This is a genomic window from Streptomyces sp. NPDC002536, from assembly GCF_053594995.1.
The window spans coordinates 23,483-41,726 of record NZ_JBSFWU010000070.1 but is presented as its reverse complement, the minus strand read 5'-3'; the positions used below and the strand labels follow the sequence as shown (position 1 = coordinate 41,726).

Annotated in this window: 14 protein-coding genes; 4 read left to right on the top strand and 10 right to left on the bottom strand. The window is 71.9% G+C overall.

Annotation, left to right across the window (positions count from 1 at the left end; all coding sequences use genetic code 11):
* Positions 1–80 precede the first annotated feature (80 nt).
* From ACWD4B_RS23920 to ACWD4B_RS23875, 10 genes are all read right to left on the bottom strand, one after another.
* On the bottom strand, positions 81–743 hold the full coding sequence (locus tag ACWD4B_RS23920; RefSeq protein WP_451422661.1) for a double zinc ribbon domain-containing protein: 663 nt from the start codon (positions 741–743) through the stop codon (positions 81–83).
* A gap of 204 nt (positions 744–947) precedes the next feature.
* A complete protein-coding gene (locus tag ACWD4B_RS23915) occupies positions 948–2,288 on the bottom strand; it encodes a cytochrome P450 (protein WP_451422660.1) in 1,341 nt (446 codons plus the stop codon).
* Between the two features lie 22 nt (positions 2,289–2,310).
* Entirely contained in the window at positions 2,311–3,267 is a 957-nt protein-coding gene (locus ACWD4B_RS23910) for a terpene synthase family protein (RefSeq protein ID WP_451422659.1), read from the bottom strand.
* Positions 3,264–4,574 carry an FAD-dependent oxidoreductase gene (locus ACWD4B_RS23905; protein ID WP_451422658.1) on the bottom strand — a complete coding sequence of 437 codons (1,311 nt, stop codon included), beginning with the start codon at positions 4,572–4,574 and terminating at the stop codon, positions 3,264–3,266. The genes ACWD4B_RS23910 and ACWD4B_RS23905 overlap by 4 nt, the downstream gene beginning before the upstream one ends.
* A gap of 74 nt (positions 4,575–4,648) precedes the next feature.
* A complete protein-coding gene (locus ACWD4B_RS23900) occupies positions 4,649–5,191 on the bottom strand; it encodes a hypothetical protein (protein ID WP_451422657.1) in 543 nt (180 codons plus the stop codon).
* A gap of 77 nt (positions 5,192–5,268) precedes the next feature.
* On the bottom strand, positions 5,269–9,573 hold the full coding sequence (locus ACWD4B_RS23895) for a golvesin C-terminal-like domain-containing protein (RefSeq protein WP_451422656.1): 4,305 nt from the start codon (positions 9,571–9,573) through the stop codon (positions 5,269–5,271).
* 129 nt (positions 9,574–9,702) lie between these two features.
* Complete coding sequence (locus ACWD4B_RS23890; protein WP_451422655.1) at positions 9,703–10,668, bottom strand: hypothetical protein; 966 nt, start codon at positions 10,666–10,668, stop codon at positions 9,703–9,705.
* Between the two features lie 7 nt (positions 10,669–10,675).
* Positions 10,676–11,185 carry a hypothetical protein gene (locus tag ACWD4B_RS23885; protein ID WP_451422654.1) on the bottom strand — a complete coding sequence of 170 codons (510 nt, stop codon included), beginning with the start codon at positions 11,183–11,185 and terminating at the stop codon, positions 10,676–10,678.
* Between the two features lie 23 nt (positions 11,186–11,208).
* Positions 11,209–11,697 carry a hypothetical protein gene (locus ACWD4B_RS23880; RefSeq protein WP_451422653.1) on the bottom strand — a complete coding sequence of 163 codons (489 nt, stop codon included), beginning with the start codon at positions 11,695–11,697 and terminating at the stop codon, positions 11,209–11,211.
* A gap of 162 nt (positions 11,698–11,859) precedes the next feature.
* Positions 11,860–12,369 (bottom strand): hypothetical protein, encoded by a 510-nt coding sequence (locus ACWD4B_RS23875; protein ID WP_451422652.1) that lies wholly within the window; start codon positions 12,367–12,369, stop codon positions 11,860–11,862.
* 180 nt (positions 12,370–12,549) lie between these two features.
* Here ACWD4B_RS23875 and ACWD4B_RS23870 point away from each other — a divergent pair, with 180 nt between their 5' ends.
* The 4 genes from ACWD4B_RS23870 to ACWD4B_RS23855 all read left to right on the top strand — a co-directional run bounded on the left by ACWD4B_RS23870 (position 12,550) and on the right by ACWD4B_RS23855 (position 18,241).
* Positions 12,550–13,380: a helix-turn-helix domain-containing protein gene (locus tag ACWD4B_RS23870; protein ID WP_451422651.1), complete on the top strand. Its 831-nt coding sequence runs from the start codon at positions 12,550–12,552 to the stop codon at positions 13,378–13,380.
* Between the two features lie 194 nt (positions 13,381–13,574).
* Complete coding sequence (locus ACWD4B_RS23865; protein WP_336416494.1) at positions 13,575–13,721, top strand: hypothetical protein; 147 nt, start codon at positions 13,575–13,577, stop codon at positions 13,719–13,721.
* A 78-nt stretch (positions 13,722–13,799) separates the two neighbouring features.
* Complete coding sequence (locus tag ACWD4B_RS23860) at positions 13,800–16,931, top strand: lantibiotic dehydratase (protein WP_451422663.1); 3,132 nt, start codon at positions 13,800–13,802, stop codon at positions 16,929–16,931.
* Positions 16,928–18,241: a lanthionine synthetase C family protein gene (locus ACWD4B_RS23855; RefSeq protein WP_451422650.1), complete on the top strand. Its 1,314-nt coding sequence runs from the start codon at positions 16,928–16,930 to the stop codon at positions 18,239–18,241. Before ACWD4B_RS23860 ends, ACWD4B_RS23855 begins: the two co-directional genes overlap by 4 nt.
* Positions 18,242–18,244 lie beyond the last annotated feature (3 nt).

Here is an 18,244-nt window from a genome sequence, read left to right as displayed (position 1 = left end):
TTGGTTTTCAGTAGTTTGATATTCATATCTCGAAGTTCCCCGCGCCCCTTACGGGGCGCCCCCTAAAGGGGCGGCAGCCCCTACCGCCGCTGCCCGCACCCCGGGCAGAACGCCGCGCCGTCCGGCAGCGGCGTCCGGCACCCCGCGCACGCCGACTGCTGCGCCAGTTCGTGGCCGCAGCCCATGCAGAACCGGCCGCCCTGCGTCTCGGTGCGGCACTGCGGGCACACCAGCTGCCGGGGCGTCTGCGCGTCGTACTCCTGGCCGCGCCGCTGCCCTTCGTCGTAGGCGCGCTGCGACACCATGTCGTTGAGCCCGCGCTGCTGCGCCGCCATCATCTCGCCCGCGGTGTCGGGCGCGCAGTGGAGGCAGAGCCCCTGCTCGGTGTTCCAGCAGCGCCCGCACACGTACGAGGCGCAGCGCGCGCAGCGGTTGAAGTGTCCCTCGGCCCCGGTGATGGCACGCTGGAACGCGGCGTCGCGCGACTTGCCCCAGCCGGAGCCCGCCAGCCCGTCGGCGGCGGTGGACACCTCGCTCACCACGGACCCGAGCAGGCCGGATGCCGCCCCGACCCCCTTGCTCAGCCAGCCGGCCAGCCGCCCGCCCCGGTAGGGCTCGAAGGACGAGCGCCAGGTGTCCTGGCAGCGCGAGCAGTAGAACTCGAACTGGAAGCCCGCCTCGGTGCCGTACTGATGGCACATGTCGTGGTAGTTGCTGGCAAAGTAGATCTCGGTGCCGGTCACCGCATGCTCCCCCGTGTGTCGGTCCTGCGCTTCCCAGCGGACGACGCCTGTGCGGCGTGGCCGGTTCTGGGTGAGCGAAGTGTGCCACAGGCCTGGCGGCGGCCCGGGGTGGTGTGTCGGCTGCAGGCCGTCGGTGGCTGATCGCGCCCACGCGGCGGAGCCGCATATCGACACTGCCCCGCGCCCCTTACGGGGCGCACCGCGCTAAGCCACCCGCCGGTCCAGCCGCAGTCGCAGCCGCCGCGGGCGGTGGAAGGCCGACAGGGGTGCGGGACGGGTGTCCGCGCCGGGCATGCTGCGCACGGTCCGGGTGCCGGCGATCGTGGCGAGCACCAGCACGCACTCGGCCATGCCGTAGTCGTCGCCGATGCATTTGCGCGCCCCTGCGCCGAACCCGAGGAAGGCGCCGCGCGGCAGGGCGGCGGCCCGGTCGTCCAGCCAGCGGTCCGGGTCGAAGTCCAGGGGACGGTCGTACGCCCCGGTGCGGCGGTGCACGGTGGTGGGGGCGATGACGATCGTGGTGTCCGGGGGCAGCTGCCGCCCGGCGAGCTCCGTTTCCGTCGAGGTGACGCGGGTGAACAGCCAGCCGGGCGGATGGAGGCGGACCGTCTCATTGACGACGCGTGCGGCGAAGGGGAGTTGCGCGATGTCGTCCCAGCGGGCCGGCTGCCCGCCGAGAACGGCATCGGCCTCGGCCTGGAGCTTCCGCTCCTGCTCCGGGTGGCCGGCGAGGAGTTGGAGCGCCCAGGTGAGGGTGGCGGCGACGGTCTCGGTCCCGGCGGCCAGCACGGTCACGACCTGGTCGTGGATCTCGGCGTCGGTGAGTCCGCTGTCGCCGCTCTCCCTGTGGGACGCGAAGAGGACGGACAGCAGATCCCCGCGGTCTTTTCCGTCGCGCCGGTAGGCGGCGACGATCCCTTCGACGGTGTCGTGCAGGTGCCGGAGCGCCCGCCGGTGACGGAGGTTGGAGGGGAGCGGCAGGCGGCGCACGGCCGGCGGCATGAACATCTGCCGGAAGAACCCGCTGAAGGCCGTCTCGAAGGACTGCCGGATCTCCCCGACGACGCCCTCGTCCACGTGCGCGGCGAAGAGGGTACGGGTCACCGTGCGCAGTGCGAGGGCGTACAGCACGGGGTACGCGTCGATGACCTCGCTGTCCCCCCAGGAGTCGGTGAGTTCGGCCGTCTCGTGCTCCATCACCGCCGCGTACGCCTTCAACTGGTCCTGGTGGAACGCGGGTTGCATGAGCCGCCGCTGCCTGCGGTGGTCCCGGTGCGGGCAGGTGGCCACGCCGTTGCCCGCCATGGTCCGGGCCCGGTCGTAGTACGCGCCGCCCTTGTCGAAGGTGCGGTCGTCGGTCAGGACGTGCCGCAGGAGCTCGGGATGGCAGGGCACGTAGGCCCGTTCGCGGCCGAGCCCGATCTCCACCAGGTCGCCGTGCGCCGGGAGGGAGGCGAGGAAGGCGGTGGGGTCGCGCAGCAGCGGCCACATGTGGCCGAGGCCGGGGAGCGCTCCGGGGGCGGTGCCGGTGGTGAAGGTGCTCATAACGCTTCTTTCTGTCGCGGGGTCACGGGGCTGCTTGCCGATGCCGGTAACGTGCGCAGTGCGCCGACCAGTCGAGGTTGGCGCGCATCCATGCCCTCATGCCGTCGGTGAACGAGGCCAGGGCCGTCAGGTCCCGCTCGGTGAGCCCCGGCCAGCTGCTGCACATGCGCTGCAGTTCACGCTCGTGCGCGTGGAAGGCGTGGACGTCGGCGGCCACTTTGGCGTAGACGCGGTTCACCGCCTCCTGCAGGGTGAGCCCGAACTGCCGTTGCAGCACGAGCACTCCGTTGACGCTCTCGCGGAGGTGCAGTTCCTTCTCCAGCGAGACCACGTCGTTCACCCACACCACGACGTCGGTGGCCCTGGTGAACATGCCGCGCAGCTGGTCGGTCTCGTGCAGCAGCGGGGGAACCTCCCTCCCGGTGGCGAATTCGAGGAGGTCGAGGCAGGCGGTGACGGACCCGGAGGCGCGGCGCAGTTGGACGTACTCGCGGAGTGCGGGGGTGCGCCGGTGCCGCCGGTACAGGGCCTCGTAGCGGAATGCGGTGAGGAAATGCATGGTGTGGGTGAGGAACCGCATGCGCCACCACCGGCTCTGGGCGCGGGCGATGTGCTGCCAGACGTGGGCCAGGTGCCGGACGAGGGGCGGCCCGTCGGGGGCGGGGCCGGGTTCCAGGACGAGCGTGCCGAGCAGCCGCGAGGCGACGCCGGCGTCGGCCGTCCCGTCGGGGTCGTGGAGGTCGTCGACGAGGAAGAGCCAGGCGAACCAGCCGGCCAGGTCGGCCGCCCGGTCCTGGCGCAGGCCGGGGTAGGCGCGGGCGATGAGCTCCCCGGCGAGCGTGGCCGACAGGCGGTCGCGCGCGGCGGGGCCGTCGGCCCAGGCCATGACCGCGTCGTCGAGTTCGCGTATCCGGGCGGGGGCCGGGGTGCAGGCGGGCAGCCGGTACAGGAGGTGGCCGGCGGGAGGGAAGGCCTTCATGCCGCCGTCCCCCCGGTGCGGGCACGGGCGGGCCGCAGGGCCGGGCCGAGGAGGGTGGCGGGGGACGCCGTCAGGTGCTGGACGCCGAGAAACCGCCGGTACAGGTCCGGGTCGTCCGGGATGCGGCGCAGGAGCCGGTGCAGGAGCCGGCGGGCGAGGGCGGCCGGGAGCGGGGTGCGTCCCGGCTGCCAGCCCAGGTCCAGGCTCGCCGCCATGAGCCAGGGCAGGGCGAGCGTCCGGCCCGCCCGCCGCTGGAAACGGCGGCAGGCGCGGGGGAGCGCGGTGGTGTCGTCGAGCGTCCGGCCGAGGAGGACGGCCTGCAGGGCGGCGACGGTCATGCCGTGCCCGTAGAGCGGGTTGAGCGAGCAGAGCGCGTCGCCGAGCACGACGAGACCGGCCGGCCGGGGGCGCAGCCGGTCGTAGCGGTGCCATGTGCTGCCGAGCCCGGCGTAGCGGTAGGCGGGGCCGAGCGGTGCGGCGGTCCCGGTGATCTCGTGGACGTACGGGTTCGCGAGGCCGGCCGCGTAGGCGGCGAAGCCGTCGGGGTCGGTGGGGGCCGTCCGGCCGTCGGCCCCCAGCAGGCAGACGAGCCAGCGGCCGTCCTCGATGGCGACCACGGCGCCGCCGCGGTCGGCGTCGGGCGCGAGGGTGACCTGCAGGGAGGCCTGCCAGGCGGGGTCGGCGGAGGCGCCGCGCTCGTAGATGCGGGAGACGTACGACAACCTGCCGTCGACGTGCCGGACTTCGGGCGCGCCGAGCCCGGCCTCGGTCAGCCAGTCGGGCAGCCGGGAGTGCCGTCCGGCGGCGATGACGACGAGGTCGGCTTCGACCGTCCCGTGCCGCTGCCCCTCGGCCTGTACCCCGACGACCCGTTCACGGCGGGCGTCGAGGGCGAGTCCCGTGACCCGGGTGCCGTCGAGCAGGGTCACCGCCGGGTCCTCCAGCACGCGGCGGCGGATGCAGGCTTCGAGGAGCGGACGGCTGAAGGTCTGCAGGACGATCCCGGTCGGCACCCGCGGCGACCAGCCCGTCGGGTACAGCATCGGGAACCGCCCGAAGTCGGAGACGGGGGCGCCCCTGTCGGTCAGTTCGTCCTGCAGCCCGGGGAAGAGCTCTTCGAGGATGCGCGCGCCGCGGGCCAGCAGCGCATGGGGGTGACGGCTCTGCGGGGTGCCTCTGCGGTGACCCGGATCCGGGCCCAGGCCGTCCTGTTCGACGACGGTCACTCGGGCACACCGCTCGGCCAGCACCCGGGCCGTGACGAGCCCTGCGTACCCGCCGCCGACAACCACCGCACGTATGTCCACGAGCCGCCCTTCCGCGCCGGTCCGCGCCGGTTCCGCTCAGTGCGTTCCAGGGAACCGGCCCGGCGACGGCGCGTTCAACTGCGCCCGGGGGGCGCGCTGTTGGGTACGGGGCGTACGAAGAGCGTCAGGGAGTGCAACAGGAGGGCGGCGGCCAGGAACGTCCAGCCGACCAGGTGCGCCAGGGTCGCCGCCGCTCCTCCGGGGGAGAGGCGGAGCCCGAAGGCCGCGATCAGGCACAGCGGGAAGGAGGCCACTGCTGCTCCCCATTTCCTGTCCCGGGCCAGGGCCCAGGTGCCCCAGAGGCTGAACAGGCCGAGGGTTCCGAGGACGAGGACGAGGAGGATCGCGAGGACGAATCCGTAATAGAGGGAGCCCACGATCAGGCAGCCGAACAGGGATGTCGAGATGCACCCCGTGAGCGCCGCACGGCGCAGGCGGTTGTGCCGGGCAAGGATCCTGTTTCCCAGCCACCAGGAGAATGCGGCCGGGAAGACGCCGATGGTGGAGGCGAGGACCGCCTGCCCGGCGGGCAGACCGGACGGCAGGGCCACGGCGAGCGGAAAGAGCAGGGGCGGAAGTGCCAGGAGCAGCCCCGGCGGAGCGGGTCGTCGCACCATGGCCCGCATTCTCCCTTCCGGGAACGGCGAAAGGCCCCGGCAGGGCCCGCGGGCGCGGATCCTGCCGGGGCCGGGAATCACTCGGCGTGGCTCCCGTCGTCGCAGAACATCGGGACGTTGGGGGTGCCGCCGGGGAAGCCGGACGGTACCGCCTTGAGGCTCCACGGATTTCCTCCGTTGCCCCGGATCTCGGTTCCGCACGACCCGTAGCCGGTGTGGTGGTCGTCGCCGAGCGGCATGTTGGAGAACGACCTGAAGTCACCGTGCTGCACGGGACCGTTCGTCGGCTTCCCGGTCTCGTCGACCATGTGGCCGTCGAGGTAGAGGTACAGGTTGGGCATGTAGCTCTGGTACACGAGCCCCGTCGACGGGGTGTCGTCGATGTTCGCCGCAGCCGTGGGCTTGACGGTTCCGCCCGCGCAGAAGGCCATGCTGACGTTCTGCCAGATCGGGGGCGCCATGTTGAACAGCGAGCCCTGGGGGTTGCCACCGCCGTCGAGCGCAGGCTTGCGGAAGAACAGGCTGTAGATGTCGCCTGCCGTGTCCGCCACCTCGACCGGGATGGACCGCTGGTCGGCCAGGCTCTTCAGCTTGTTCACCCAGGCGCCGATGTTGGCGTCGGTGCTGGGCGCTTCGTCGAGCGGGCGGTAGCCGATGCTGCCGCCGCTCACGTACTTGGTCGTCACACACGTACCGCTGGAGTCGATGCTGGTCGGCTTCTGGCCCGAACGGTAGGCCTGTCCGGGGGTGATGCCCGTCTCCAGCGGGTTCGCCACATGGGTCGTCTGACCGGTGACGTTGCCGTCCTTGGCGTCGAACGACAGGTCGGGCAGGGTGACGCCGAGAGAGCCGTAGTCCTTGACCGTCGCCTGGATGAAGTTGCGGGCGAACGGGGCGATCTCGGTGTTGCCGGTCCGGCCCGAGTCCACCACTTCCTCGGACCCCGGGATGATCCTGCCGTCCGGGCCGACGACGTACGACGTGTCGATATGCGTCTTGATCTTGTAGGAGCGGTCGTCGTCGAACGTGTGCGCATCGATCGTCGCCGGTGGCGCGGGAATCGCGAATCCCAGCCAGTCGGCCTGGGAGGGGTGACTGTTCGGGTCGGTCCCGGCCGCGTCGACGTCGGCCTGCCAGGACTTCACGGCGGAGGAGACATTGCCGCCGAGGCAGAGGTCGTTGTAGGCACCGCTGTTGCAGACCTGGAAGTTGGACAGGCCGACCAGCCTTCCACTGCCGTCGAAGGTCGTGCCGCCGGCCGTGCGCGAGTGCGCCCAGTCGTAGATGGTCCGACGCGTCCGCATGGGCGTCTTCATCAGCCAGGGCGTGTCGGTGTCCAGGTTCTGGTTGCTCTCGAAGATCGCCGCCGCGTCGAAGGCGTGGTGCTCGTACGTCCCCTCCACCGGCACGAACGCGAGCGCGTCGTACGCCACGTCCAGCTCGCCGGAGGTGGAGTCGCCGGTGACGTTGGAGAGGGAGACCTTGGCGTTGGAGCCCAGCTGGAAGTAGCCGATGGTCAGCCAGTCGTTGTTGGCCCTGGACTGGTCGACGACCCGCTCGCGGACCTTGCCGTCCTTGGTCGTGATCTCGTAGTGGGCGCTCTTGGTGGTGTGCGAGGGGGAGGGGATGAACGCCTGCACCTTGTACACGTGATCGCTCAGGCTGGGCGTCCAGGTGCCCCTGGTCGTCAGGTAGTTGTCCCAGTTGTTGGGCTGCCGGGCGTGGGAGAACCAGTAGTGGCCGCCGAAGCCGCCGCCGATCTGGTGGAGGTCCTCCTTGGCCTCGTAGTGGCCCTCGTCGTCCTTGCGGAACTCCCAGGAGAAGGAGCCGTTGCCGGACCCGTTCCGGGAGGCGCAGCGGTTCTGCGGCGCGCCGTCGGGCAGGTCGTCGACGAGAACCGTGCCGTTGGGCAGTGCACCGGAGTCGCACGGGCCGAGCTTCGGATGCGCGTCACCCGGCTCGCCGCGGACCGTCTTGTAGGTCAGGTACTCGTTGCCGCACTCGTGACCCTGGGACGAGGGGTCCATGGGGTTCGGCGCGGCGCCGCAGTTCTGCCAGGTGGCGTCGTGGTGGAACCAGTGGGTGTTGTAGCAGGCGACGGTGTGGCACACCGGGGGACCGGCCGGGTCGCAGCCGTTGCTGCTGTCGCAGAACGTGCCGAGCGGCGGCTTGATCGCGAACGAACGGAACGAGGGCGTCCGCCACCAGGCGGCCGAGAAGCCGTGCGTGTTGCCCTTGTTGACGTTGCCGTTGTCGTCGTACGAGCGACCGGCGTCGATGGGATACGCGCCCCAGCCCATCACCTTCTCCTCGTACGACCAGTTCTGCGGGTGCGCGGCATCCGCGTAGTGGTTGTTGTCGAGGAACGGGTTGCGGTCGGCAGGGTACTTGGGGTTGGCGGGGTTGTTGGCCCACCCCAGCCCCCAGGCGTCCGGCATGTCAGGGTTGCTGCCCCGCGCATTGAGGCCCGCGTTGTAGTTCCAGACGGCGGCGAACCAGTTCTCCGGATGGGCCGGGTCGTCGTCGTTGAGCTTGATCTGCGTGCCGGCGGTGTGCAGCTCGTTCCACTTGTCCTGGAGGATCCGCACCGAGTAGGCGATGCCGGTGGCGTAGTCCACGGCGACGGCCCGCTGCTGGTCCGGGGGCAGGAGCACCTCGTGCTCCTTGGGGTGCCCGGCGATGCGCATGCCGTCGGTGGCCTGACCGATGCCGTAACCGCAGTCGGCCTTCTCCCAGTTGACCTTCCAGACGCGCTTGGGGTCGTAACCCGTCGTGCCCTCGTAGATGTTGGTGCCGTAGAAGTTGCCGATCAGCGGGTTGCCGTATTCACCCGGCTCGGCGTGCGAGCTCGCCTGCCACAGGTTGGACTCCTGGGTCAGGATCCCCAGCATGACCTGTGCCGGTATCCGGCCGCCGGTGACGAGACCGTGCGGCGGGAACATGCCCTGCGGCGACCAGGCCGGCAGGCCCGAGTTGTGCCAGTTCGAGGGCCGGCTGATGTGGTCGGAGGTCAGCAGTCCCCGGACGGCCATGTCGGCCGCCCACTCCACCTGGCCGGGGTGCGGCTGGTAGACCTGCGTGTTCACGTCGTTGCGCGGCACCGAGCAGTAACGGTCGTCGTCCACCGGGTCGGTGGACGGGTCGCCCGTGGCCGCGGGCCGGGCCCCGGACGCCGCGAGTGCCTTCTTGACGGTGCTCTTCCCGCCCGCGATGAACGGGAGCAGCGGCGAGGGCTTTCCTCCGGTGTCGGCCTGGGCCGGGGTCTGCCGGGTGGCGACGGTGAAGGCCAGGGGCTTCTCGGTGTCCGTGACCGTCGCCTTGATCGCGACAGGCTCGGCGGCCCGGCTCGCGGCCCGCTGCAGCGGGGAGGCCACCTTGTCCGCGAGGTGCTGCGGGACGGCCTGGCCGATGGCCAGCTTGCCGTCCGTCGACAGTTCCGCCTGGGCGGGTGCCTCGGTGATGCGGTGCATGGTCCGGGGCAGGTCTGCGTGCGCCGTGGTCCGGCCGGTGACGAAGACCTTGCCGCCCGCCCCCTGCGCCAGGCCGACCTGGCCCATGCTGCCCTCGGTCAGGGTCTTGACGGTGCGGCCCCGGAGCTGCCGGACGCCGACCTTGCCGCCCTTGGCGGGCTCCAGGAAGGCGACGTTGCCGTCGGCGTCGGGGCGCAGCCGCGTGGCGGTGCCGTGCGTGGTGGCCACCACGTCCGCCTTCCCGGCCGGGCCGACCTTGATCAGGTGCGGCCCGGCGGCGGCTATGACGTCCTTGCCGACCGGGACCGCGGACGTGGCCTGGCCGTCGACCGTCCCCGTGGAGACGACCTTTCCGGCAGCGGCGTCGACGGTCTGCAACTGGGTCTGCTCGCTCGTGCCGTCGGCACTGGCCTGCGTGACCACTGCCGTCTCGCCCGCGCCGCAGCCGGGGTCGAAGTAGGCCAGGCTCGCGTTGACCGGCAGCTTGGTCACCTTCCCCGACTCCAGGTCCACGACCGCCGTGAAAGCGCCGCGGTCGAAGAGGTAGTCGCGGTTGGTGAACGCCCTCGGGGCGTAGACCACCACGGCCCGCTTGCCCGAGCCGGTCACACAGGCGTTGCCGATCCACTGGTCGGTCTCCAGGCCCGGCTCCGACAGCGTCGCCGCCGTGCGCCAGGTGTAGCCGGCACTGGCATCGGCGACCAGCACGTGGAAGCCGGTCGCGTCCCCGGCCGTCGTCCATGCGCGGTCGGCCGACTTCTTCCAGTCCTTGCCGAGGACGTCGGCCCGTTGTGCGGGAGCGACGGTGTCGGGCGCGGCAGGCGCGGGCGCCGGGGCAGGGGTCGGGGCGGCCTGCGCCGCAGCGCCCTGCAACAGCCCGGCAAGCGTGGCCAGGGCTGCTGCAGCGACCACGGGGACCCGTGCTCTTCTGCGAGGTCTCAAGGATGATCTCCGATGTTATTGATGAGGGGGTACGGCGCCCCGTCAGGGGCGCGAGGAACTGCGCGAGCAACCACAACCGACCCGCACTCGACAACGGCGCTAGCTACGGGAGTTGACCCGACCCGCCGCACGGACAACGTCATCGAGCGCCCGCCGATCGCCCGCCAGGGCGGCCTGGTTCTCCCGCACATACCGCCACTGCACCCGCACCTCCGCGTCGTGCCACACCTCGGCAACCCGATGGGCGTCCCGGCAGGCGAGATCGGCAAGCGCTGTCGAAATCTCCAGCGGAGAAACCCCCTTGGGGTCCGGCCGGAAGCGCGGGTCGTCGTTGGCGTCCATGGGCGCCGCGTACGTCATGCCCTTCGCCCGCATGCAGGCGGACCACTTGGCGAACACGTCCTTCACCCGTGGATCGTTCTGCGACTCCCCGTACGACGCATTGGTCAGCTTCTGCACGAGGGGCGAGACGCCGTGGGTCGCGCTGCCCAGGGTCCGCCGGGCTTCGCCGAAGCAGCCGCCGGGCGGCAGCTTCCGGCCCCCCAGCGTGCCGTTCCTGACCTCGGGGCTCGCCCGGTCCACCAGATCGGACGGCATGTCCGTGCCGCCCAGGGCGACCTGGGTGTCGACGGACGGGGAGGGCCTGGCGGTCTGGGCGTGTACGGCGGCGTCGTAGCGGGCCTGCTGCGCGGCGTCGGGCTGGTAGCCGCGCTTCGCGGTGAGCTCCGGGTCGTGGATGCCGTAACGCCAGTCGAGGAGGTTCCTGGGCCCGATCTGCGGCAGTTCGGGCTCGGGCTGCCAGTCGATCCCGAGCCCCTTCATGCACTGCCGGACCAGTCTGGTCTCGGCGGTGGCGATGCTCTTGTCCTGCTCCTTGGTCGGCCGGTACGCGAGCATCGGCAGGGTCCAGGAGGCGGGATCGGAAGCAGCACCGGCACGAGGAGAGGGGACGGACTGCGCCTGTGTGGCGGCCCTTCCCTGCGCACACCCCGCGAGGGCGACGGCGAGGGCGAGGAGGGCCGGAACGGCCCCTGCCCGACGGGCGTTTCGGTGGACACGTCGCATGCGTCGGTTACCAGCAGCGGGAGAAGTTGACGGACCGGTTGTTGTTCTTGGTCTGGTTCAAGTTGCCGCCGTTGCGGGCGGGGACGATGTCGCGGGGGCCCCGGTACCCGGCGCTGTAGTAGACGTTCGCGCAGTACCCGTCGTACCAGTTGTAGGCGGAGGCCGAGTTGTTCGCGACCTGCTGGCCGCCACCGTCGCCCGTGCCGTCGCAGAAGGTGAGCGCCGGGTGGCTGTTTCCCACACCGAAGTCGACGGACTTGAGGTCGTAGACGGGATGGCCCACGTTCACCCAAGCGCCCTTGTAATCAGCGTGATAGAAGAAGCGGAAACGGAATTCGTCCGAGTACTGCGCACACCGGTCCGGAGACTGGATGGTGGAGGCACCGTTCGAGTCCACTTCGGAGGTCGGATCCCCCTCGGCGTATGCGGGGGCGGCAAGGGACAACGCGGTGGCGGCCATTGCGCCGGCGAGGGCGGCGGCGAGGCGTCCGCGACGCCTGACGACCGTGGAGTTCACCAGGGTTTCCTTTCTGACTGCTCTTACCAGCAATGCCGGAAGTTGATGGAGCGGTTGTTGTTGTTCGTGCCTGTCAGGTTGGCGCCGCTGCGGCTGGAGATGTCGTCCTGCGCGCCCCGGTAGCCCTGGTTGTAGTAGACGGTTGCGCAGTAGCCCTCGAACCAGTTGTAGGCGGAGGCCGCATTGTTGGCGACCTGCTGCCCGGCGCCGTCACCGGTGCCCTCGCAGTACCGCAGTGGCGGATAGGTGTTTCCGGCGCCGACGCTGATGGACTTCAGGTCGTAAATGGGGTGGCCGACGAATACCGACGCACCCTTGTAGTCGGAGTGGTAATAGAAGGCGAAGCGGAACCGGTCCTGATGTCCGTCGCATCTGTCGGGCGACATGATGGTGTCGTCGCCGTTCGTGTCCACCACGTCTGTCGGGTCCCCTTCGGCGTACGCGGGAGCGGCGACGGAGAGCGTTGCGGCGGCCACCACGCCGGCGATGGCGGTGGCGAAGCGCTTGTTCATGGGCGTGGTTCCTCTCGGGAGCGGAGCTCACCGCACGCTAACCGCGTGACCAGCGGTTTCCGGTGTCCCGAGTGGCCCTTGGACGGCCCTGGGACGCGGTCGGGACGGCGGCGGACAACCGGCCCGCACCCCCGCGGCGTTGACAGGGATGTGGGATGCCCGTCACCAGCAGGGGCGGAAGTTGACGGACCGGTCGTTGTTCTTGGTGTTGGTCAGGTTGGCGCCGCTGCGGCTGAAGATGTCGTCCTGGGCGCCGCGGTAACCGTGGTTGTAGTAAACGGTTCCGCAGTAGGCGTTGAACCAGTTGTAGGCGGAGGCGGCGTTGTTGGCGACCTGCTGCCCCGCCCCGTCACCGGTGCCGCCGCAGAAATACAGGGCGGGGTAGCTGCCGTCGCCCTGGCCGATGGCCTTGAGGTCGTAGATGGGGTGACCCACGTTCACCCACGCGCCCTTGTAGTCGGAGTGGTAGTAGAAGCGGAAGCGGAAGTCCTCCGAATGCTCCGCGCACTTCTCCATCGACAGCACCGTCAGGTTGTTGTTGTAGGTCGACTCGCCCGTGGGGTCGCCCTCGGCGAATGCGGGGGAGGCGGCGACGGAGAGTGCGGCGGCGGCCACGGCGCCGGTGAGGACGGAGGCAAGTCGCGTGCGGCGCTTGACGGGTACGGAATTCATGCGAACGGTTCCTTTCCGGTGGAAGGTCACCGAACGCTAGCCCCGCAAAAGGGGGTTTCCCGTATCCCATGCGTCTCCGGGACATCCCCGGGCATCCCTGGGCCTCCCAGGACACCCGTTGCATACTCATGACGCTCCATCAGAACTACGACAGGGAACGAGGCAAGGGGGGTGTGCCGCATGCGCGGTGCAGAGCGGACCACGAGCAGGAGACGGACCACGGGTGAGTGCCCGTCCCCGCGGGACCGGCTCCTGGCGGAGATGCGGCGGATCAAGTCGGCCTCGAATCTCAGCTACGGGCGTCTCGCCGCCAGGACCAACTACAGCAGCTCGTCCTGGGAACGGTTCCTCAACGGCAAGCAGCTGCCGACCGAGGTCGCCGTCGAACAGCTCGCCACCGTTGCGGGAGAGGACCCCGCCGTGCTGCGGGAACTCTGGGAACGCGCCACGACGGAGTCCGCCCCGACGCCTTGCCCGGAAGGGCGGATTCCGGCGAACCGGCCGCGCCTGCCGGTCCCTTGGCGTCGTCGCCTGACGGCTCTGGGGTACGTCGCGCTGGGCGCTGCGGCCGGCAGCGTCGTCACGCTCGTCCTCGCGGACGGCGAGGCCGGGCGGCACACCACGGCGGCGCCTGCCCCGGCCGTCGGTGCCGTCAAGGTCGGGTGCACGGGCGAACTGTGCCTCTCTCACGAACCGCAGGCCATGGACTGCCACTGGGACGGCCAGACCGTCCGTCAGACCTGGCTGCGCGGGCTTCAGATCCAACTGCGGTACAGCGCAGCCTGCCACGCGGTCTGGGGGCGCATCGAGAACGGGACCGTCGGCGACAGCGTCGAGATCAAGGACAAGCGGGGCCGGAACGAGGAGGCCCGGATCAGGGTGGGGACGGACACCTACACCCGCATGCTGTCCGTCACCTCCGAGGCGCCGCCGGACACGGTGACCATCTGCGGCGTCATCCCCAGCGAGCACCAGGAGGAGTGCTCGCCGGTCGCCGCACCCGCCCCGTGAGGGGCGTGCAACTGCGCGGAAACCGCGGGGAGTGTATGGACTGTTGAACATTCCGGCAAGAGGCGCGGAGGCGGAACTAGGGCACTTATCAGGGAATTGCACGGCTATTGAATGATTGTTCGGAACACCTCTAGGGTCCCGTCCACAGCCGGCCGGTCGAGCGGACCGGCCCATCGGCAACAGGAGGAGTTCCCATGGAAAACCTGTTTGAGCTGGATGTGGAAGAAATCGCCGTTCCCTCCTTCGAGGAGACGGGCGCGGCGGACGCCCTCGGCTTCATCACGCACGGCGGTCCGATCACCGGTCGCATCTGCAACCCGGAGACGGGCTGCATCTGTTAGTCGATGACCGCGGCGCCGGCGGGGCCCCGAACCCGCCGGCGCCGGATCGGACCGTAGGTGGAGGAAAGGGCGTTGACGGTGCATCAGGAAAGACCCGGCGGCGACGGCAGGAGCACGGACCCCGCTCCCGCGGCGTTCGGCTGCGCCGACCTCGTCCTGCTCCGGGCGGCGGTGCGGCCGCCGGGGCCGGAACCCGCCGGACACCCCTTAGCCGTTCTCGAACAGGCCGCAGCCGACGCCCTCTTGCGGGAGGCGGTCGCCCTCTCCAGTCCCTCCCTCTCGGCCGTCCTCGACGCCGTGGCCGAGGGCCGCCGGACCCTGCGCGCCAAGGAGATCCGCCGTGCCGCCCGCGCAGTGACGCGCTACCGGCTGCGGATGAGCGGCCGGGCCACCCCCTTCGGCCTGCTGGCGGGCGTGAGCGCCGCCGGCTTCGCGCCCGGCCCCGGCGCCCGCTGGGGCGACGGCCACACCAAGCACGTACGGGCGGACATGGGCTGGGTGTCCGGCGTCGTCGACCGCCTGGAACGCGACCCTGCCGTACTCGCCCGGCTCCGCGTCACCGCGAACGACCTGTGCACGGTCCGCGGCGACCGGCTCGTCCTGCCCTTCGTCCCCGGGGCGGAGCAGGGACAGCCCCTCCAGGAAGTGACGGTGCGCCACACCGAGGCCGTACGCCGCACCGTCGAACTCACCGCCGTTCCGCTGGCCTGGGCCGAGTTGCCGGCCCTGCTGCGTGACACCTACCCCGACGCACCCGCGGCGGCGGTGGAGCGGATGCTCGCCGAACTCGTCCGCCGCGGCATGCTGCTCACGGAGCTCCGCCCGCCGCTGGACGGCACCGACCCGCTCGACCACGTCCTCGGTCTGCTCGCCGGCCACGAGGACGCACTGTCCACCGACAGCCGCCGCATCGTCGCCGAACTCACCGCAATCCGGAGCGCCCTGACCGGCTACGCGGCCCTGCCCCCGGGACAGGGCCGGGCGGAACTGACCGCCGCGACCGCACGCATGCAGCGGCTCCAGCCGGGCGAGCGCACGGTGCAGGTGGACCTCGCCCTGGACGCACAGGTCGGCCTGCCCGAGTCGGTACGGGCCGAAGCCGAGAGCGCCGGGCGGACGCTGGCCGCGCTGGCCGCCGGCCGCCCCGGGCCCCACCACCTGCGCGCCTTCCACGCGGACTTCCTGGAGCGGTACGGCGCCGACCGGGCCGTTCCCCTGCTCGAACTCCTCGATCCCGAGCGGGGCCTGGGCCTCCCGGCCGGCTACGGTCCGGGGCCGGCGACGGGTCCCGCCCACGCCGGAGGCACGGACGCGCGCGACCGGCTGCTGCTCGCCCTGGCCCAGGAGACGACGATGGCGGGCGAGCACGAACTCGTCCTGGACGACACGCTGCTGACCGCCCTGAGCGCGGCCGGCACCTCCGCCGCCACGGACCCCGACCCCGGGCCGCCCCCGTCCTTCGACCTCCTCGCCGAACTGCTGGCCGACTCCGTCGACGCCATGGCGGCCGGGGACTTCCGCCTGGTCGTCGGCGGCGTGTCCCCGGTCGCGGGAGCGGTCGCCGGACGGTTCGGCCACCTCCTCGGCGACGCCGCCGAGGACATCGGCGCCGTCGTACGCTCCGTCCCCACCCGCAACCCGCAGGCGATACGCGCCCAGTTGACCTTCCGCACCCGTACGGGCAAGGCCGCGAACGTCTCCACCGTCCCGCAGTGGCTCGACCACACCATCAGCGTCTCCGCGTTCGCCGACCGGTCCGCGCCGCACACCCTCGCCCTCGCCGACCTCGCGGTCGTCGCCGACCCCCGGCGGCTCGCGCTCGTGTCGGTCACCCTGGGCCGCGAGATCGTCCCCACCCTGCCCAGCATGCTCCTGCCCCGCGGCAACGCCCCCGACCTCGCCCGCTTCCTGGAGGAGATCGCCCGCAGCGGGGACGGCGCGTGGCCCGGCTGGGACTGGGGCGCCGCGGACGCCCTGCCCTGCCTCCCGCGCGTCCGCTACGGCCGGACGGTCCTGGCCGCGGCCCGCTGGCGCCCCGCCGACCCCGCCCTGTACGACCCCGCCACCGGACCCGGGGAATGGCAGCGGCGCTTCACCCGCTGGCGGACGAGGGCGGGAGTGCCCCGGCACGTCGCCTCCGTGTTCGCCGACCACCGCATCCCCCTCGACCTGGACGACCCCGCACAGCGGGAACTCCTGCGCCACGAATGGCAGCGCCGCCCGGGCGCGTACCTCCAGGAGCCGCCCGCCGGGGGCGCCTACGGCAACGGCTGGGCCGGGGGCCGGGCCACCGAGATCGCCTTCCCGCTCGTACGGACCACCGCCGGTACCACCGTGCCCCCGGCCTTCGGCCCGGCCCGCCCGCGCACCGTGCACGGCCCCGGATCGTCGTGGCTGTACGCCAAGCTCTACTGCTCCCCGGAGCGCCAGGACATCTTGCTCGCCCGGCAGTTGCCGGAGTTGCTGGAACTGCTGGAGCGGTTGCCCGAGGGCATCGACCGGTGGTTCTTCCTCCGCTACCGCGACCCCGCGCCGCACCTGCGACTCCGCTTCCACGGCACCGGTCTGCTGCCGCGGCTGGGGGAGTGGCACCAGGAGCTCCGACGGCAGGGCCTGTGCGGTCGCATGGTCATCGACGGCTACGAGCCCGAGTGGGAGAGGTACGGCGGACCCGAGGCCATGGCCGCCGCCGAGGCGGCCTTCGAGGCCGACAGCCGCGCCTGCCTGGAACAGCTGGCTCTCACCCGCGCCGGCACCCTGACCCTGGACCCGCGCGTCCTGGCGGCAGCGAACTACGTGGACCTCGTACACCGCTTCCACGCCGAGGCGGGCGACGGCCGGAAGGCAGCTCTCCGACTTCTCGACGGCGAAGGTCCCGAGGGACACCGCGCCGCCCCCGTGCCCCTCCGGCGCGAGGCCCGCCGGATCATCGACCCCGACGGCGACTGGGGCGAACTCGGCCGCCTCCCCGGCGGAGCCGGACTGCTGCGCATCTGGGACCGCCGCGGACCCGCCGTCGCCGCCTACGGTGCACGGCTGCGCGGGCTCGGCGCCGCGGCGTGGGGCAGCGAGGGGACGGCCGTCGCGGCACTGCTGCACATGCACCACAACCGCCTGGCGGGCACGGTGCGCAGGGCCGAGGAGGAGTCGCTCGCCCTGGCGCGTACGGCAGTTCGCGCCCACATCGACCGGGAGCGGACACGAACGTGAACCGACAACAGCGCGCGGCAGCCGCCCTGTGTGCGGACATCGCCCGACGTCTCACAGACCCCGACAGGGTCCGCGAGCAACTGCCGGAACCGCCGGACTCCGCGCACGCCCTGACCCTGAGCGACGGCCTGCCGGGCATCGCCCTGCTCCACCTCGAACTCGGCGCCGGCGGCGACGCGGACGCCCAGCGCACCGCCCACCGCTGGCTGAGCGAGGCCGTCACCCGCGCCCGCACCGCCCCTCACGACACCCCGGGCCTCTACCGGGGCGTCCCCGCCCTGTCGTTCGCCCTGACCCGGGCCGCCCTGATCGCCGGCCGCCCCCTCAAGGCCGCCGACCGACTCGCCGACCAGGTCCGCACGTTCGCCCGTGCCCTCGCCGCCTGGGAACGGCGCCGCCGCCCGCAGGACGGCGTGTGCGTGACCATCGGCACCTACGACGCCATCTCCGGCCTGGCGGGCCTCGGCGCCCACCTCCTCGACGACCCCGGCCGGCCGGACGCGCTCACCGAGGTCCTGACCGCGCTCACCGGACTGACCGGGCCGCTGCACCTCGACGGCCACGTCCTGCCCGGCTGGTGGACCGCACAACTCCGCACGGGCCTCGCCCCGGCGACCCCGGAGACCGGCCACGCCAACGTGGGCCTGGCCCACGGCATCCCCGGCCCGCTGGCCCTGCTCGCCCTGGCGAGGGAGGCGGGGGTGACCGTGGCCGGGCAGGACGAGGCCATCCGCGGCATGGCCGAATGGCTGCTGTCCGTCCGGCAGTTCGCCGCCGACGGCCCGTGGTGGCCCCGCACCATGGTCCTCGGCGAGGACGGTGCCGTCGTCGCCAAGGACACGACACCGGGCAGGCCGTCGTGGTGCTACGGCACAGCCGGCATCGCGCGGGCCCTGTACCTGGCGGGACGCGCGCTGGACGTCCCCGAGTGGCGCGACATGGCCGTGACCGCCTTACGGGCTGCGCTGGCGGACGCAGGGCGAGCCCACGAGACCCGGGCCGCCGGCCGCTTGGAGGACGCGGGGCTGTGCCACGGCTGGAGCGGCCTGCTCCAGGCCACGTGGCGCATGGCGAACGACACCGGCGACGCGACCTTGCGCGCGGCGCTGCCCTGGCTGGCCGACCGCATCCTGGAACTGGCGGCGCCCGAGGCCCCGTTCGGCCTGATCCCGCCGGCCCCGGACGGCAACATCACCAGCGCCCCGGCGGGCTTCCTGACGGGCGCGGCGGGCACGGCCCTGGCCCTCCAGACCTTCGCGACGGATGCGGCGCCGGTGACGGGGTGGGACCGGGGGTTGTTGCTGGGCTAGGCG

What these genes read in the sequence shown, in the direction of transcription:
- ACWD4B_RS23890 (WP_451422655.1), bottom strand. Translation starts at nt 10,668, where the DNA reads ATGCGACGTGTCCACCGAAACGCCCGTCGGGCAGGGGCCGTTCCGGCC.
- ACWD4B_RS23900 (WP_451422657.1), bottom strand. Translation starts at nt 5,191, where the DNA reads ATGGTGCGACGACCCGCTCCGCCGGGGCTGCTCCTGGCACTTCCGCCC.
- ACWD4B_RS23870 (WP_451422651.1), top strand. Translation starts at nt 12,550, where the DNA reads ATGCGCGGTGCAGAGCGGACCACGAGCAGGAGACGGACCACGGGTGAG.
- ACWD4B_RS23865 (WP_336416494.1), top strand. Translation starts at nt 13,575, where the DNA reads ATGGAAAACCTGTTTGAGCTGGATGTGGAAGAAATCGCCGTTCCCTCC.
- ACWD4B_RS23915 (WP_451422660.1), bottom strand. Translation starts at nt 2,288, where the DNA reads ATGAGCACCTTCACCACCGGCACCGCCCCCGGAGCGCTCCCCGGCCTC.
- ACWD4B_RS23880 (WP_451422653.1), bottom strand. Translation starts at nt 11,697, where the DNA reads ATGAACAAGCGCTTCGCCACCGCCATCGCCGGCGTGGTGGCCGCCGCA.
- ACWD4B_RS23910 (WP_451422659.1), bottom strand. Translation starts at nt 3,267, where the DNA reads ATGAAGGCCTTCCCTCCCGCCGGCCACCTCCTGTACCGGCTGCCCGCC.
- ACWD4B_RS23875 (WP_451422652.1), bottom strand. Translation starts at nt 12,369, where the DNA reads ATGAATTCCGTACCCGTCAAGCGCCGCACGCGACTTGCCTCCGTCCTC.